The 16,799-nt window shown below is 72.0% G+C and carries 12 protein-coding genes and 1 pseudogene; 5 read left to right on the plus strand and 8 right to left on the minus strand.

Translation table 11 applies throughout. From position 1 onward, the window contains the following. The first annotated feature begins 121 nt into the window (after positions 1–121). The 3 genes from V8690_RS29655 to V8690_RS29665 all read left to right on the plus strand — a co-directional run bounded on the left by V8690_RS29655 (position 122) and on the right by V8690_RS29665 (position 4,194). A complete protein-coding gene (locus tag V8690_RS29655) occupies positions 122–970 on the plus strand; it encodes a 3-hydroxyacyl-CoA dehydrogenase family protein (RefSeq protein WP_338783180.1) in 849 nt (282 codons plus the stop codon). A 149-nt stretch (positions 971–1,119) separates the two neighbouring features. Beyond that, on the plus strand, positions 1,120–1,443 hold the full coding sequence (locus V8690_RS29660; protein WP_338783181.1) for an STAS domain-containing protein: 324 nt from the start codon (positions 1,120–1,122) through the stop codon (positions 1,441–1,443). A gap of 267 nt (positions 1,444–1,710) precedes the next feature. Then, positions 1,711–4,194: an ATP-binding protein gene (locus V8690_RS29665; RefSeq protein WP_338783182.1), complete on the plus strand. Its 2,484-nt coding sequence runs from the start codon at positions 1,711–1,713 to the stop codon at positions 4,192–4,194. A gap of 70 nt (positions 4,195–4,264) precedes the next feature. On the opposite strand, the gene nucS is transcribed toward V8690_RS29665, so the two are convergent. After that, positions 4,265–4,936 (minus strand): endonuclease NucS, encoded by a 672-nt coding sequence (nucS, locus tag V8690_RS29670; protein ID WP_338783183.1) that lies wholly within the window; start codon positions 4,934–4,936, stop codon positions 4,265–4,267. 256 nt (positions 4,937–5,192) lie between these two features. Between nucS and V8690_RS29675 the strand changes: the two genes are divergently transcribed. Beyond that, a complete protein-coding gene (locus V8690_RS29675) occupies positions 5,193–5,585 on the plus strand; it encodes an SCO5389 family protein (protein ID WP_338783184.1) in 393 nt (130 codons plus the stop codon). Positions 5,586–5,668: 83 nt separating this feature from the next. Here the strand turns inward: V8690_RS29675 and V8690_RS29680 are convergent, their stop codons facing one another. Continuing rightward, positions 5,669–6,697: an LLM class flavin-dependent oxidoreductase gene (locus V8690_RS29680; protein WP_338783185.1), complete on the minus strand. Its 1,029-nt coding sequence runs from the start codon at positions 6,695–6,697 to the stop codon at positions 5,669–5,671. 262 nt (positions 6,698–6,959) lie between these two features. Here V8690_RS29680 and V8690_RS29685 point away from each other — a divergent pair, with 262 nt between their 5' ends. Continuing rightward, positions 6,960–7,292 (plus strand): ATP/GTP-binding protein, encoded by a 333-nt coding sequence (locus V8690_RS29685; RefSeq protein WP_338783186.1) that lies wholly within the window; start codon positions 6,960–6,962, stop codon positions 7,290–7,292. An 18-nt stretch (positions 7,293–7,310) separates the two neighbouring features. On the opposite strand, the gene V8690_RS29690 is transcribed toward V8690_RS29685, so the two are convergent. From V8690_RS29690 to scy, 6 genes and pseudogenes are all read right to left on the minus strand, one after another. After that, complete coding sequence (locus tag V8690_RS29690) at positions 7,311–8,180, minus strand: ABC transporter permease (RefSeq protein ID WP_338783187.1); 870 nt, start codon at positions 8,178–8,180, stop codon at positions 7,311–7,313. 19 nt (positions 8,181–8,199) lie between these two features. After that, the gene (locus V8690_RS29695; protein WP_338783189.1) at positions 8,200–9,645 is read right to left on the minus strand and encodes an ABC transporter ATP-binding protein; all 1,446 of its coding nucleotides are present in this window, start codon (positions 9,643–9,645) and stop codon (positions 8,200–8,202) included. 132 nt (positions 9,646–9,777) lie between these two features. Next, a complete protein-coding gene (locus tag V8690_RS29700; RefSeq protein WP_338783190.1) occupies positions 9,778–10,548 on the minus strand; it encodes an ABC transporter permease in 771 nt (256 codons plus the stop codon). Between the two features lie 2 nt (positions 10,549–10,550). After that, positions 10,551–11,510: an ABC transporter ATP-binding protein gene (locus V8690_RS29705; RefSeq protein ID WP_338783191.1), complete on the minus strand. Its 960-nt coding sequence runs from the start codon at positions 11,508–11,510 to the stop codon at positions 10,551–10,553. An 85-nt stretch (positions 11,511–11,595) separates the two neighbouring features. Continuing rightward, positions 11,596–12,530 (minus strand): annotated as a pseudogene (locus tag V8690_RS29710) (cellulose-binding protein). Between the two features lie 183 nt (positions 12,531–12,713). Then, complete coding sequence (scy, locus tag V8690_RS29715; protein WP_338783192.1) at positions 12,714–16,661, minus strand: polarized growth protein Scy; 3,948 nt, start codon at positions 16,659–16,661, stop codon at positions 12,714–12,716. Positions 16,662–16,799: the final 138 nt, after the last annotated feature.

Genomic DNA, 16,799 nt, shown 5'->3' on the forward strand with positions numbered 1-16,799 from the left:
GCCGGTGTGACGTCCGTCATGTGAGACGTGACGCGCATTACTTACTGGCCACACAGGCCCTCACGAACGCTAGTGTCCGCCCGAGAGGCAGACATAAGCAGCGCGTCAGGGGAGTCGCACAGTGGCACGGAAGCTCGCCGTCATCGGAGCCGGCCTCATGGGATCCGGCATCGCCCAGGTCTCCGCACAGGCGGGCTGGGACGTGGTCCTGCGCGACGTCACCGACGAGGCGCTGAGGCGGGGCACCGACGGCATCAAGGCGTCGTACGACAAGTTCGTCGCCAAGGGCAAGCTGGAGGCGCACGACGCCGACGCCGCCCTCGCCCGGATCACCGCGACCACCGATCTGGACGCCGCGGCCGACGCGGACGTCGTCGTCGAGGCCGTCTTCGAGAAGCTCGAGGTCAAGCACGAGATCTTCCGCGCCCTCGACAAGATCGTGAAGGACGAGGCGATCCTCGCCTCCAACACCTCCGCCATCCCGATCACCAAGATCGCGGCCGCGACGGAGCGCCCCGAGCGGGTCGTCGGCACGCACTTCTTCTCGCCCGTGCCGATGATGCAGCTGTGCGAACTGGTCCGCGGCTACAAGACCAGCGACGAAACCCTCGCCAAGGCCCGGGAGTTCGCCGAGTCGGTCGGCAAGACCTGCATCGTCGTCAACCGCGACGTCGCCGGTTTTGTGACGACCCGTCTCATCTGCGCCCTGGTCGTCGAGGCCGCGAAGCTGCACGAGTCGGGCGTCGCGAGCGCCGAGGACATCGACCTCGCCTGCAAGCTGGGCTTCGGTCACGCCATGGGCCCGCTGGCGACGGCGGACCTGACGGGCGTCGACATCCTGCTGCACGCCACGAGCAACATCTACACCGAGTCCCAGGACGAGAAGTTCGCGGCTCCCGAGTCGATGCGCCGGATGGTTGACGCCGGTGACATCGGACGCAAGAGCGGGCAGGGCTTCTACAGGCACTGAAACCGCACATGCCCCGGGGGCATCACACCCCCGGGTGAATTCGGTATCGGTTCGCTTACAAGAAGCAACCTCTGCCCCCCTCACGCAGTCAGAGGTTGCATCACCGGCATCAGAACGCGGAGCACGAGACGCACGCACGGGGAGCGCATATGCACATCAGGGGCGACCACGCCGAGCTGGTCGTCGGGGGCCGCCTCGACGTCCGGAGCGCGGCGGACGCCCGTACGGTCCTGCACTCGGCCGTCGACGACGGAGTCGGCGACCTGGTGCTGGACCTGTCCGAACTGGACTCCTGGGACGCCACCGGACTCGGTGTGATCATGGGGGCTCACCGGCGGGCCGGCCGCTGCGGCCGGCGCCTGGTCCTGCGCGGCGTGCCGCCGCAGATGCAGCGCCTGCTGGTGGCCACCCGCCTGCACCGGATCCTGGCGATCGAGGGGGGCAACGGGGTGGAGACACTGCCTCGCGTGTGACGTCTTGTGCGGGTGTGAACCGGGAGACCGGGGAGACCCGGACGGACGTCGTCGAATCGTGCGACGCGCACAATCCTCACGAGACCGTGACGTCTCGGACGGCGCGGTACCCCGGACTGTCGTAGATACTGTGCGAAGGTTTAGGGTTCGGCTGCCCGCTGCCTTGAAACCCTATCTGCGGGCCCGGACCAGAAGCGACAGCGCGGTGTGCAGCAAGGCCGGGAGGGCTTTTCAGAGCACACACACGCTTTTGGGGGGCTTTGACCTATGGACCCGAACACCCGGGGACCCGAGGAGTACGGCCGCGACGGCGACGATCAGTCGCCGCGCCAGCGCCCGCCCAGGGAATCCCTCACACCCGATTTCAGCCAGCACGCGCCCGCGCTCGCCCGCACGGTGCAACTGGTCTCCGGCGACTTCCTGCTGACCGTCAACCCCGTCGACGGCAGCGAGATAGAAGCCTGCCCGCCCGCCGAACGGCCCGCCAGACCGTCGAAGCTCAGCGCCGCGGAGCGCGCCGAGGCCGAGCGCGCGGCCCGGCCGCCCGTCCCGCCCGGCCCCGCGCGGCCCAGCCTGCCGCTGCTGGCCCGCCAGGACGAGCGCGAGCGACTGGTGCGCCTGCTCGCCCGTGGCCGCTCGGTCCGCCTCACCAGCCCCGCCGGCTGCGGCCGCACCCGCCTCCTCGACCTCGTCTGCGAGGACTGCTCCGACCTCGCCCCCGACGGCGTCGTCCGCCTGAACGGCTTCGGCCGCACCTCCGACGACCTGCTGTACGACCTCTTCCACGCGGTGTACAACGCCCCCCTGCACCGCCCGGACCGGGACGAACTGCTCAACTACGTCCGTGAGGTCGGCGCGGTCGTCGTCCTCGACGACCTCGAGTTCGGCGGCGCCGGGCTCGACGCGCTGCTGGAGGCGACCCCCGAGTGCGCCTTCCTGCTCGGCGCCACCCCGGACGTGCCGGCGCCCTCCGCCGACGCCGCCGTCGAGGAGGTCTTCCTCGGCGGACTGGAGCGCGCGGCCGGGCTCGACCTGCTGGAACACGCCGTCGGCCGGCCCCTCACCGAAGAGGAGTCCAACTGGGCGGGCGACCTCTGGTTCGAGTCCGAGGGCCTGCCGCTGCGCTTCGTCCAGGCCGGCGCCCTGCTGCGGCAGCGCGACCGGCTGCGCGCCGGGACGAGCGCCGTCGACGAGTTCGGCGTCTTCGAGGACGCGCCCCCGGCCGACGCCTACGAGGCCGCCGACGGCGACGACGTACCGCTGCCCTCGCTCGGCGAGGCCGCCGCCCCCGCGCCGCTGCTCGCCTCCCGGCTGAGCGCCTCCGCGCGCGCCACCCTGCGGTTGGCCGTCGCCCTCGGCGGCGAGGTGCCGCACCAGGCGCATCTGCCCGCCCTGGTCGGCGACACCCACGCGGACGCCGCGCTCGGCGAACTGGCCGCCTGCGGCCTGGTATCCCCGGTCGGCTCCCGCTACCGCCTCGCCGCCGGTGTCCTGACCCAGCTGGAGGCCGCCGGATACGCCGACGAGGCCGAGGCCGGCGCCCGCAGCGCCGCCCAGCACTACTCCTGGTGGGCCGGGCACCCCTCGGTCACCCCGGAGCGCGTGTGCGCCGAGGCCGACGCGCTCCTCGCCGCCCTGGCCGTGCTCGGGCCGCTCACCAGCCCGCCCGCCGAGGGCGAGGAGAGCCCGGCCGCGCACCTGGCGCGCACCGCCGCGCCCGCGTTCGCCGCCGGACTGCACTGGAGCGCCTGGGAACGCGTCCTGCGCACCGGCGCCGAGGCCGCCCGGCTCGCCGGGGACGTCGCCGAAGAGGCCTACTTCCACCACGAGCTCGGCATCCTCGCCCTGTGCGGCGGACAGCTCGACCGGGCCCGCGCCGAACTGGAGGCCTCCATCGGCCTGCGCGGCGCCCTCTCCGACAAGCGCGGCACCGTCGCCGGCCGCCGAGCCCTCGCCCTGGTCGCCGACCGCTCGGGCACGCCGATCGGACTCGGTCCGACCACGGGGGAGGAAGTGCCCGACGCCCGGTACGAGGAGTCGGCGTCCCCGGCCGGCGGTGTCCCGGCGGCCTTCCCGACCCTTCAGCAGCCACCCTCGCCGGCCCTGGTCACCCACCAGAGCTCGCCCGCGGCGTCCCACAAGGCCCGGGGCGGCCTCAGGGGCATGGCACGGCGCAACCTCGTGGCCGCCGGCGCCGGTGCCCTGCTCGTCGCCGTGCTCGGCACGGTCGTGACCCTCGGCGCCACGTCCGACAACGAGACGAACCCGCCGTCCGACCATGTCGGCGTCAACCCTTCGGCCAGCCAGGGCGTCGACGACGGCAGTCTGGGCGCCGACCGGCCGGCGAACGACAGCGACGGCGACACGGGCGCGGCGACGAGCCGCCCGACCGACCCGGGCCCGGACGGCACGCCGGGCACCTCGGACGATCCGACGCCGACGGGCGATCCCAGTGGCTCGCCGGACCCGAGCGACTCCGCGTCGACGCCGAAGCCGCCGACGGCTTCCGAGCCGCCGGCCACGTCCGAGCCGCCGACGACGTCCAAGCCGCCGACGACGAAGCCGCCGACGACGTCCAAGCCGCCGACCTCACAGCCGCCCACGTCCGAGCCGCCGACCTCACAGTCGCCCACGTCCGAGCCGCCGACGTCGCAGCCGTCCACCTCCGACTCGGCCAGCGGTCCGGCGCCGAGCACCCCCGCGAGCACGACCGCGAGTGCGCCGGAGAGCAGCCCGGACCCGGTGATCTGACAGCCGTACACGCAGCGGGGCCGGGTCCGTTCGCCGGACCCGGCCCTGTTCGTCGTGTACGTGCGGTGTGTCAGAACAGGCGCAGCTTGTCGTCCTCGATGCCGCGCAGCGCGTCGTAGTCGAGGATCTGGCAGCCGATGCCGCGGTCGGTCGCGAGGACGCGGGCCTGGGGCTTGATCTCCTGCGCGGCGAAGATGCCGCGGACCGGGGCGAGACGGGGGTCGCGGTTCAGCAGCTCCAGATAACGGGTCAGCTGCTCCACGCCGTCGATCTCACCGCGCCGCTTGATCTCCACCGCGACGGTCTTGCCGTCGGCGTCCCGGCACAGGATGTCGACCGGCCCGATGGCCGTCGGGTACTCGCGGCGGATGAGGGTGTAGCCGTCGCCGAGTGTCTCGATGCGGTCGGCGAGCAGTTCCTGGAGGTGCGCTTCTACGCCGTCCTTGATCAGGCCGGGATCGACGCCCAGTTCGTGCGAGGAGTCGTGGAGGACTTCCTCCATCGTGATGATGAGCTTCTCGCCCGCCTTGTTGATGACGGTCCAGACGCCCTCATCCTCGCCGGTGCCCTCCTTCAGCGTGCAGGGTGGCGACATCCAGTTCAGGGGCTTGTAGGCCCGGTCGTCGGCGTGGATCGAGACGCTGCCGTCCGCCTTCACCAGGATCAGGCGCGGGGCCGAGGGAAGGTGGGCGGTGAGCCGCCCGGCGTAGTCCACGGAGCAGCGGGCAATGACGAGACGCATGGTCGGCAACGCTACTCGACGGGCACCTGTCGAAGCGATTCGCCCTGGAAAACACGTGTTCGGTATTGGCCGATTGTGTGCAGGGTGTGGTCATTGTGAGTGCCTCATCTGCGCATTCTCCTGGTGCCGTCACCGTCGGTTGCTTACGGTATGGACGGGAGGTCGCGATGTGTGTACGCAGCGTGTCCGGTATCGCGAACTCCCTTATCTGTCCGGCAACCCCTGCCCGCCGGGCGGGGGTGCGAGAGGAGAACTCATGTCGCTCGACGTCTCACCGGCCCTACTCGAACAGGCCGAGCGAGGCGAGGTCGACGAAGCGGAATTCGTCGACTGCGTCCGGACCTCCCTGCCCTTTGCGTGGGAGATGATCAGCTCCCTGGTGGCCCAGCTGAAGGTGGACGGCGGTGCGTTCGCCGACAACCAGACGCCTCCGCCGGACGAGCAGGCACGCGGTCAGTTGCTGCGTGCGCTTGCGAGTGACGCGATACGCGGCGCGCTGCAACGGCACTTCGGTGTGCGACTGGCCTTCCAGAACTGCCACCGGGTGGCGGTGTTCCCGCTTGACTCCTCGGTCGACGAGACGCTGGGCCGCTTCACGTCGGTCCGCAGTCAGGTGCTCAACCAGTCACCCGAGTTCCGGGACTGCTGACGCGGCGCCGCTTGCTTGCCGCTCCGTACGCGGGAGGTGCAGTTTTGTACCGGAGCGGCAAGCCCCGGGAACCCGCCGTGCTGTCAGGCGAGTTGGGGGAGTACCTCGGCCCCCAACCGCCGTACGTTCTCCTCCGTCGCCGCCAGGTCCCCGGAGCCCTCGACGAGCAGGGCGAAGCGGGAGATGCCGGTCCGCTCGCTGGTCGCCGCCAGCCGGTCGGCACACAGCCGCGGGGTACCCACCGGGTGCAGTCCGCAGAGCAGTTCGGTGTACGCCAGCGGGTCGCGCATCCGGCGCGTGCGCCCGTCGACCGTGACATGCGCCTCCAGGCCCTGCTTCAGCCAGCCCGGCATCGCCTTCATCAGTGTCTCGGCCGCGTCGACCCGCCGGTCCCCGATCTGGCAGACGCCCGCCGACACATGGGACGCGCCCCGGATCTCCTCGGCCGGCCGGCCGCACGCCCGCGCGTGCTGCCGCCACAGGGCGACCATCTCGGCCTTCTCCTCGTCCCCGACGTGCATCCCGAGCAGCATCGAGAGACCGCGCTCGGCCGCCAGCCGCACGCTCGCCGGTGAGGTGCAGGCGACGACGAGCTCGGGCCCCTCGATCTCGGTCAGGGCCTCCGACGGCCGGGGAATCACCGGGACTTCACGGAAGCGGAAGCGCTCTCCGTCGGCCGCCACCGAGGCGTCGCGCAGCCAGCGCACCAGGACGTCCAGGGACTCCGGAAACCCTTTCTCGTACGCCTCCAGGCCCGCGCCGAACACCTCCAGGTCGACCCACGGGCCGCCGCGCCCGACGCCGAGCGTGAAACGGCCGCCGCTCGTGTGGTGCAGCAGCGCTGCCTGTTCTCCCAGGGTCACGGGGTGGGTGGTGGGCAGGACGCTGACCGCCGTACCGACCCGGATGCGGCGGGTGCGGCCGAGCAGTAAGGCGGCCAGGGTGACGGCCGACGGGCACGTGCCGTACGGCACGAAGTGGTGCTCGGCCAGCCAGACCGTGTCGAGCCCGGCCTCCTCGGCGACCTCGGCCGAGCGGACCGCGCGGTGCAGCGCCTCTCCCTCGCCCTGACCGGGGAACTGCGCCGCCAACACGAAACTTCCAACGCGCATCGCTTTCCTGCTTCCTTGGCTCCGACAGGGAGCTCCCCCCACAGGGCACAACCGTCTGACACGTGCCGAGGACACGGCCGGTCGGGGTATTTTGCGGATTGTCTTCAGAATGGGGCGCTCGGCGGGGGCGAGGAGAGACCTCGGCGGAGGCGCGCCTCGCCCGGCGAGGGACTTGTGGCGATTGGGTGGCGTACGTGTACCCCCGTCAGCGCCGCGTAGGCTGGGCACGCCACGTGTCCTGTATAGCCCCGAGAGGTGTCCCGTGTCCCCGCGTCGCAACCGACCCAAGGGCGCCGCTTCGTCCGGCCGGAGCGCCGAGGACGACCGCCCCGGCCGCTACGGCGGCTGGCAGTCCTCGGAGAACTGGCAGGGCGAGAGCTGGAGCGTGCGGCACGTGGCCGGCGCGAGCGCGCAGGGCAAGTCGTACCGCTGCCCCGGTTGCGACCAGCTGATCCCGGACGGGGTGCCGCACGTGGTGGCCTGGTCCGAGCACACGGGCGTCGACGACCGCCGGCACTGGCACAAGGCCTGCTGGAACGCGCGGGACCGCCGCACCCCGGGGGTGCGGCGGTCCCGTAACGCGCCGAGGTTCTAGGCCGTTCACGGCCTACGGCTACACGTCCCGCTTCTCCAGCAGCGCGAAGGCGGCGGCGAACGCTGCGGCCGTCGCGGCGAGGATGATCCACAGCGGGTCCCAGCCGGACGGGCCGGACTGGCTCAGGGAGTTGGAGTAGAAGACGCTCAGCTGGTTCGGGATCGAGTACTCGAACAGCGCGTCGCGGACGTCCCGCAGCGACTCCGAGAACATGAACAGCGCGATCACCAACGGGGCGAGCACGGCGCCGATCATGATGGTGATGGCGCCCGCCGAGTGCCGGATGATCGAGCCGACGGCGAGCGAGAGCAGGCCCAGCAGCGCGACGTACGCCGAGATGCCGACCGTGCCCCTCAGCCACTCCCCGCCGGACGGGTCCTTGGCGCCCTGGCCCTCCAGCATCGCCACGTGCAGGAAGGCGACGAGGGACGCGGACACCAGCGTCACCACGAAGGCGACCAGGAAGAACACGATGCCCTTCGCCGCGAGCACCCGGCTTCGGCTCGGGCACGCGACCATCGTGGTGCGGACCATGCCCGTGCCGTACTCCGAGGCCGTGGTCAGCACGCCCAGCGTGATGATGCACATGCTGCCGAGCAGCAGCCCGAAGAAGCCCAGGCCGAGCGGGCTCTCGCCGGACAGGGCCGGGTCGGAGTTCGCCACCACCACGCCGGTCAGCGTGCCGATGCCGATGACGAGCAGGACGAACACGCCGAGCGTCCACATCGTGGAGCGCACCGACCTGATCTTCGTCCACTCGGAGGCGATGGCATGCCCGAGGTGCGTCCGCACGACCGGGATCGGCGACGTGTAGCCGGGGTACGAAGAACCGGGCGCCGCCTCCCAGGTGGGTGCGGCCGGCGGCATCTGGGGGTGGGGGCTGCTCATCGGGGGTCCTCGGGCTTGGTCAGGTCGGAGGTCGGGGCAGAGGCCTGAGTGGCGGGCGCGGCTGACGGCCTGCCCGCCGACGGCGCCTGCGCGCCCGCCTGGGCTGCGGGGCCGGCGGGGCCGGCGGGGCCGGCGGGGCCGGCGGGGCCGGCGGGGCCGGCGGGGCCGGCCTGCGGTGCCCGGCCGGGCGCGGCGCTCGCCTGCGGCGCCGGCGCGGGTGCCTGGCCGACGGACTGCGCGGGCATCTGCGGCGCGCCCTGCGCGGGCATCTGCGGCGCCTGGCCGGCCGGTGGGCGTACGGGTTGGGCGTTCCCGGGCCGGAGGCGCCAGGGGCGACCGGAGCGGTCCCGGGCGCTCCCGGGGCTCCAGGTGCGCCGTACGGACCCGTCGGTGCCTGACCCGGCGCGCCCTGCGGCGGCGTCGCGAACGGCTGCCCGCCCTGCTGGGGCGGCGGCGGGGCATACCAGCCGGGCTGGCCCTGCCCGGCCACCGGCACCGGGGGCTGCGCCCCGGGCGGCAGCGGCTGCTGGAGCCCTTCCTTCTGGTCGGTGGTCGAGCGGTAGTCGACCGCGCCCTGCGTCATCCGCATGTACGCCTCCTCCAGCGAGGCCTGGTGCGGCGACAGCTCCCACAGCCGTACGTCGTGGTCGTGCGCGATGTCGCTGATGCGGGGGAGCGGCAGCCCGGTCACGCGCAGCGCGCCGTCCTGCTCGGGCAGCACGTGCCCGCCCGACTCGGTGAGCGCGGCCGACAGCTTCTCGCGCTGCTGCGGCTCGGTGTCGGGCGTGCGGACGCGCGCGAAGTCCGCGGAGTTCGCGGAGATGAAGTCCGTGACACTCATGTCGGCGAGCAGCTGCCCGCGCCCGATGACGATGAGATGGTCGGCGGTCAGCGCCATCTCGCTCATCAGATGGGAGGAGACGAAGACCGTACGGCCCTCCGCCGCGAGTGCCTTCATCAGGTTGCGCACCCAGTGGATGCCCTCGGGGTCGAGGCCGTTGACCGGCTCGTCGAACAGCAGCACCTGCGGGTCGCCGAGCAGCGCGGCGGCGATGCCGAGCCGCTGCCCCATGCCGAGGGAGAAGCCCTTGGAGCGCTTCTTCGCCACGTCCTGGAGACCGACGACCCCGAGCACCTCGTCCACACGCTTGGGCGGGATGCCCGACAGCTGGGCCAGGCACAGCAGGTGGTTGCGGGCGGCCCGGCCACCGTGCACGGCCTTGGCGTCCAGCAGGGCACCGACCTGGCGGGGCGCGTTGGGCAGCTTGCGGTACGGGTAGCCGCCGATCGTCACATGCCCGGCCGTCGGGTTGTCCAGACCGAGGATCATCCGCATCGTCGTCGACTTGCCCGAGCCGTTCGGACCGAGGAAGCCGGTGACGGCCCCCGGCCGCACCTGGAAGGAAAGGTTGGACACAGCGGTCTTGTCGCCGTAGCGCTTGGTCAGGCCGACTGCTTCGATCATGCTCCGCACCCATCGCAAGGTTCAGGACAGCGGGGCACACGCCCCCGTAAGGGTTAGGAGGATATCGAGGCGCTGACGGTTCCGCCCAAATGAAAGTAAAGGGTAGAGCGCGACGCGCCCCGGCAGCCTCCTCTAGGCGTCGCGCTTCTTCAGCAGCACGTACCCGCCGACCAGTGCCGCGAGCACCCACAACCCCATGATCCCGAGGCCGCCCCACGGCCCGTACGGGACGTCGTCGTCGAGGGGCGGGACCACCTGCATGATCCTGCTGCCCGCCTGGTCGGGCAGAAACCGGCCGACCTTCTTCGTCGCGTCGACATTGCCCAGGATGCTGGAGATCAGGAAGAAGAACGGCATCAGGATGCCCAGCGACAGCATCGGCGAGCGCAGCATCGCGGCGACGCCCATGGAGAACATCGCGATCAGGGCCATATAGAGGCCGCCGCCGAGCACCGCCCGCAACACACCCGGGTCGCCGATCTCCGCCCGGTGCTCACCCAGCATCGCCTGCCCCAGGAAGAAGGCGGCGAAGCTGGTGACGAGCCCGACCAGGAGGGCGAGAGCGGTGGCCACCGCGATCTTGCTGAACAGGAAGGAGCCGCGCTGCGGCACGGCGGCCAGCGAGGTGCGGATCATGCCGGTGCTGTACTCGTTCGACACCACCAGCACACCGAACACGATCATCGCGAGCTGACCGAGGCTCATCCCCGCGAAGCTGATGAACGTCGGGTCGAACTCCGCCCGCTGCTGCGCGCCCATGGAGTCGAACTCGTTCTTGGACAGGGCCGAGATCAGCATGCCGAGGGCGACCGTCACGACCACCACCAGCGAGAGTGTCCACACCGTGGACGCCACCGACCGGATCTTCGTCCACTCCGACCGTACGACCTGCGTCGTCGCCATGTTCAGCCCCTCTTCCAGCCGTCGCCCCACTGCTGCCCCGGTGGCTCGGGACTCGTCCCGCTGTGCGCGTGGTACTCCACCGACTCCGCGGTCAGCCGCATGAACGCCTCCTCCAGCGACGCCTGTTGCGGGCTGAGTTCGTGCAGCGTGATCCCGTGCTGCGCCGCCAGCTCGCCGACGTGCTCGGCTTTGCCGCCGTCCACCTCCAGCACTCCGTCCCCGCTCTCGACGGCGACGATCCCGGCCTGGTGCAGCACATCGAGCAGTCGCTCCCGCTGCGGGCTGCGGACCCGGACGTACGACCGTGAGTTGCGCGCGATGAAGTCGGCCATGGAGGTGTCGGCGAGGAGCCGCCCCTGCCCGATGACGACGAGGTGGTCGGCGGTCAGCGCCATCTCGCTCATCAGATGGGAGGAGACGAACACGGTCCGGCCCTGCGCCGCCAGGGACTTCATCAGGGTGCGGATCCAGTGGATGCCCTCGGGGTCGAGGCCGTTGACCGGCTCGTCGAACATCAGGATCCGCGGATCGCCGAGCAGCGCGGCGGCGATGCCGAGCCGCTGCCCCATGCCCATCGAGAAGCCCTTGGTCTTCTTCTTGGCGACCGCCGTCAGCCCGACCGTCTCCAGTACCTCCCGCACCCGGCTGCGCGGAATGCCGTTGCTCTGCGCGAGGCACAGCAGGTGGTTGTAGGCCGTGCGCCCGCCGTGCCAGGCCTTGGCCTCCAGCAGGGCGCCGATGTACGTCAGCGGGTCCTTGAGCTGCTGGTAGTGCTTGCCGTCGATACGGACGTCGCCGGCGGTCGGGTGGTCGAGACCCAGGATCATCCGCATGGTCGTGGACTTGCCCGCGCCGTTGGGACCGAGGAAGCCGGTGACGATGCCGGGTCTGACGGTGAAGGACAGGTTGTTGACCGCCACCTTCTCGCCGTAACGCTTGGTCAGCCCCTCGAGCTCAATCATGCCGCCACGCTAGAACGGGACAAAGCCCTCTGCCACCCGAGCGGCAGAGGGCTTTGCGGAGATTCAGACTCCGTACGCCGGGTCGTTACCGGGACTGCTGGGCCGGCACCCGCGGGAGATCGGCTCGTCCTCGGCCGGCGTACCGGCGGCGGCCACCGCGGCGCCCGTGAGCGTCGCGAGCATCTCGCGGACGTTCGTCAGCTGGGCGTTGATGCTGTCGCGGCGGTTGGTGAGGGCCGCGAGCTCGCGCTCGGATTCCGAACGGATGCGGTCGGCCTTGGCGTTGGCGTCGGCCACGATGTCCTCGGCCTGGCGCTGGGCCGTCTCCACCGTCTGGCGGGCGCGGCGCTCGGCGTCCGTGCGCAGCTTCTCCGCCTCCAGGCGCAGCTGCTCGGCGCGGTGCTCGATCTCGGCGAGACGCTTCTCGGCCTTGGCCTGACGGGAGGCCAGATCGCGCTCGGACTGCTCGCGGCGCTTGGCGAGGTTCGTCTCGAAGTCGGCGGCGGCCTGCGCGGCCTTGGCGCGGGTCTCCTCGAAGAGGGCGTCCGCCTCCTCGCGCTTGGACTGCGCGTCCTTCTGCGCCTCGGCGCGCAGCTGGGCGGCGTCACTCTTGGCCTTCTCTACGATCCGCAGGCCCTCGTCCTCGGCCTTGGCCTTGCGCTCCGCCGAGTACGACTCGGCGTCGTTGCGCACCTGCTGGGCCGCCGACTCGGCGAGCTCGCGGTGCTGCTCGGCCGCGCGCCGGGCCTCCTCGCGCAGATCCTTCGCCTCTTCCTCGGCGAGACGGAGGATCTTCTCCACGCGCGCGCCGAGGCCCGCGTACGACGGCTCGGCGTCGCTGATCTGTGCCTGGGCGTTCTGCGTCTCGAGGTGGAGCTCCTCGATGCGCTTTTCCAGAGCGGTGATGCGGGCGAGAGCGCTGTCACGGTCGGAGACGAGCTTGGAGATACGTTCGTCCACCTGAGCGCGGTCGTACCCACGCCGCACAAGCTCGAAGCCGTAGGGGGAAGTGTCGCTCATGGGGTTCCTGTCGAATGAGACCGGTGAGGTGATAGGTGGAATCCTAGGGGCCGAAACGGTGTGTCATCGAGCGGATGCGCGTTTGGTCTGCAAAATGAGACCCCTTTTGGGTGGCTGACCGCAGGACTGCTTGCCAAAGACTTGGTCAAAGACCCCAGCACACACCGGATTCGCCCCGTTTCGCTAGCTTTCCGAGGACTTGCCACCCGAACGGGGTGCGCCGACTGTTGCGCCTGCCTTGACTCCGTTGTCCTTCGCGGGGGACGGGGCCTCGAAGGATTCCAACGCCTCCAGGACGTCCTGGACACGGGAGATCTCGGCGTTGATGTCCTCGCGGCGGCGGACGAGGACCTCCAGCTCGCGCTTGCCCTCCTCGACCGTGCGCTTGGCCTCGCGGATCGCCTCGGCCTTGAGCTCCTCGGCCTCCCGGACCAGCGTGGTCTTCTTCTGCTCGGCCTCCTTGAGCAACCCCTCGGCCTTCTTCACCGCGGCGATACGGACCTTGCCCGCCTCGGAGTTGGCCTCCGAGACGATCTCCTTGGCCTTCGCCTGCGCCTTCGCGAGCTGCTCCTCCGCGGCCTTGACGAGCGCGTCGCAGCGGTCGCCCGCCGACTTCATCGTCTCGGCCGACTCCCGGCGGGCCCGCTCGTGCAACTCCTCGATCTCCGCCGTGATGCGGTCGCGCAGTTCCTCGGCACGCTCCCTGATCTGCGTGGCGTCCCGGCGCGCGCCGACCAGCAGCTCGTCCGCGTCCGTACGGGCCTTCTCCACCAGCGAGTTGCCCTCGACCGTCGCCTCGGAAACGAGCCGGTCGGCCTCCTTGCGGGCCGCCCCCACCATCGTGTCGGCCTGCGACTCGGCCTCCGCGGTGGTCTTGTGCGCCTGCTGCTGTGCCTCGGTGAGCAGCTTGTCGGCCTCCGCCGTGGTCTCCGAGATGAGCTTGTCGACCTGCTCGGCCGCCTCGGAGCGCCGCTTGTTGGCGTCCTTGCGCGCCTCGTCCAGCGTCCGGTCGGCCTCCCCGCGCGCGGAGTTGACGAGCCGCTCCGCCTCCGCCGCCGCCTCGGCCCTGACGCGCTCGGCCTCGCTGCGGATCCGCTCGGCGTGCTGCTGCGCCGAGCCCACCGTCTCGGCGGCCTCGGCCCGCAGCCGCTCCGCCTCGGCGGTGGCCTCCCCGACCAGCTGGTCGGCCTTGGCGACCGACTCGGCCCGCACCCGCTCGGCCTCCGTGGCCGCCTCGGAACGCAGGCGCTCGGCCTCGGAGATGGCTTCCGTACGGACCCGCTCGGCCTCGGTGACCGTCTCCATCCGCAGCCGGTCGGTCTCCTGGACCGTCTCGGTCGTGAGCCGCTCCGCCTCGTTGCGCGCCTCGGTGATGAGGGTGTCCGCCTGCGTCGCCGCGTCCGAGCGGATGCGGTTGGCGTCCTCGCGGGCGTCCGCCCGGGTGCGCGAGGCGCTCTGCTCGGCCTCCGCGATGGCGTCCGACGCCTCCGTACGCACCCGCTGGGCGTGCTCGGCGACGTCCGCGCGGATCCGCTCCGCCTCCGCGATCGCCTCGGACATCGTCCGCTCGGCGAGCGCCTTGGCGGCCTCGGACTCCTCGTGCGCCTCGCGCCGCAGCCGGCCGGCGTCCTCGCTCGCCCGCTCCCGCTCGGCGTAGGCGTCGGCGCGGACCCGGTCCGCCTCCTCCTGCGCCTCCCGCCGCGTACGGTCCGCCGCGTGCTCGGCGGCGCTGCGCAGCCCGGCGATCTCCTCCTGTGCCTGCTCGTGCAGTCCCGCGACGGAGTCCCTGACCTGCTGCGCGTGCTGCTCGGCCGCCGACACCATCTCCGTGGCACGCCGGTCGGCCTCCTCGACCAGCCGTACGGCCTCGGTCTGCGCCTCCTCCACGCGCCTGCGCGCGGAAGCCAGCAGCTCCTCGCTCTGCTCGCGAGCCCGCTCGCGCTCCTGGTCGGCCTCCTGCCGGGCGGAGCCGAGGACCTCCTCGGCCTCGCGGCGGCGCCGGTTGGCCTCCTCCTGGGCGGCGGCCAGCGTCTCGGACGCTTCCACGGCCAGCCGCTCGGCGGCGGCCTGCGCCTCCGCGCGCACCCGGTCGGCGCTCTCCTGCGCCTCCGACTTCAGCCGCTCGGCCTCGCTCGCGGCCTCCGACCGCAGACGGACGGCGACGGCCTCGCCCTCGGCCCGGGCGGCCGACGCGTCGGACGCGGCCTCGTCGCGCAGCCGTTCGGCCTCCGCCTCGGCCTGCTGCTGGAGCGTACGGATCCGCTCCGCGGCCTCGGCGCGCAGCCGCTCGTTCTCCTCGGCGGCCTCGCGGCGGATCCGCGCGGCCTCCTCACGGGCGTCGGACAGCGCCTGCTCGGCGGCCGTCAGCCGCTCCTCCGCCTCCGTCTGGAGCCGCGTCAGCTCCTGGGCGGCCTCCGCGCGGCGGGCATCCATGGCCCGCTCGGTCTCCTCGTGCAGCTCCCGCGCCGCACGCTCGGCCTCCGCCTTGAGGGCCTCGGCCTGCTCGACGACCTCCTCGCGGTGCCGCTCGGCCTCCTGCCGGGTGCGCTGGAGGGTCTCCTCGGCCTGCCGGCGCAGTGTCGTCGCCCGCTCGATGGCCTCGGTGCGGACCTTCTCGCTGTCCGTCTGGGCCGTCGTACGCAGCTCGTCCGCGTCCGCTTTCGCCTTGGCGAGCAGCTCCTCGGCGGACCTCGCCGCCTCCTCGATCTGCGCCACGGCCTCCTTGCGGGCCTCGGCGCGGATCTTCTCGCCCTCGTCGACCGCGTCGGCCCTCAGCTGCTCGGCCTCGCCGCGCAGCCGGCGGGCCTCCTCCTGGAGCTCGACGGTCTTGGCGCGGTACTCCTTGGTGTCGTCCTTCGCCGCGCCCTTGAGCTGCTCGGCGATGTCGTGCGCCTCGGCGCGCAGCCGGTCCGCCTCGGCCTCGGCCTCCTTGCGGATCCGCTCGGCCTCCTCGGCCGCGGCCTTGGTGGTCTTCTTGGCGTCCTCCGACGCCTTGTTGAGGACTTCCTCGGCGGTCTTGGCCGCCTTGGACAGCTGGGTCGCGGTCTCCTCGGCGGTGAGCGTGCGGGCCTTCTCCGCGGCCTCCGCGACGATCTTCTCCGCCTCGGCGCGGGCGTCCGCGACGAGCTGCTCGGCCTCGGACTTGGTGTTCTCGGCCTCCTTCGTGGCCTCCTCGACCAGCCGGGCGACCTGCTCCTTGGCGGTGCGCGTACGCGTCTCGTTCGCGGTCTCCGCGCTCGCCAGGGCCTTGGTGGCGGCCTCCTTGGCCTCGGTGACCAGCTTCTCCGACTCGGCCCGCGCCTTGCGCAGCGCCTCCTCGGCCTCGGCCATCCGCTGCTCGGCGGCCTTGCTCAGCTCCTGGGCCTGGCGGCGCGCGGACTCCGACTCCGTGGCGGTGGACGTCCGCAGCTGTTCGGCGTGGTCGGTGGCCTCCTGCGCCTGCGTCGAGGCGGCGTTGAGCAGCCGCTCGGCGTCCGTGCGGGCACGCCGCAGGATCTGCTCGGCCTCGGCCCGGGCCTCCTCGGCGGCGCTCGTCAGCCGCTGCCGCGCCTCGGACGTCAGCCGCTCGGCCTCCGCGCGGGCGGTGGACAGGGCCTGCTCTGCCTCGGCGCGGGACTCGTCCAGCAGCCGGCGGGCCTGCTGCTCGGTGCGGGCCCGCAGCTGCTCCGCCCACGCCACGTTCTCGTTGACGTGCGACTCGACCGTCTGGCGGCGCTCGGCCAGCTCCTGGTCCAGCTGCTGGCGCCGGGTCACCGCCTCCTGGTGCAGCTCCGCCTGGAGCCGGGCCGCCTGCTCGGCGTGCTCCTGGAGGATCCGCTGGGTCTGGGCCCGGGCCTCGCTCAGCTCGCGGTCGGCGTCCGCGCGGATCTGGTCGGCCTGCATCTGCGCGTTGCGCAGCAACTGCTCGGCCTGCCACCCGATGTCGCCGCCGTCGAAGGAGGGCCGGGACATGATGGTGCGCCGCGCCTCGTGCAACTTGGCGCGCAGCACCTCGACCTGGTAGCCGAGGTCCTCGGCGTGCTGGATCGCCTTTTCCCGCTCGGTCTTCAGCCGCTTCATCTCGGCTTCGAACCGAGAGAGGTGGTCGACGTCAGCCGCCGGCTCTCGCTCCTGGCTCTCGTAGCCCCGCACTGCGCGGTCCCATCCGTCCCCTGGTCGCAACTCTCTCCAAACGAGCTCCGTCCATCCGCCGAACGGGGCCCCCGGGGAATGGTGTCAGATCATCGGCGGAGCACGGGCTGCTGCCCCGACGCTCGTCCCCCGAAACCC

This window comes from Streptomyces sp. DG1A-41 (genome assembly GCF_037055355.1).
Taxonomy (GTDB): Bacteria; Actinomycetota; Actinomycetes; order Streptomycetales; family Streptomycetaceae; genus Streptomyces.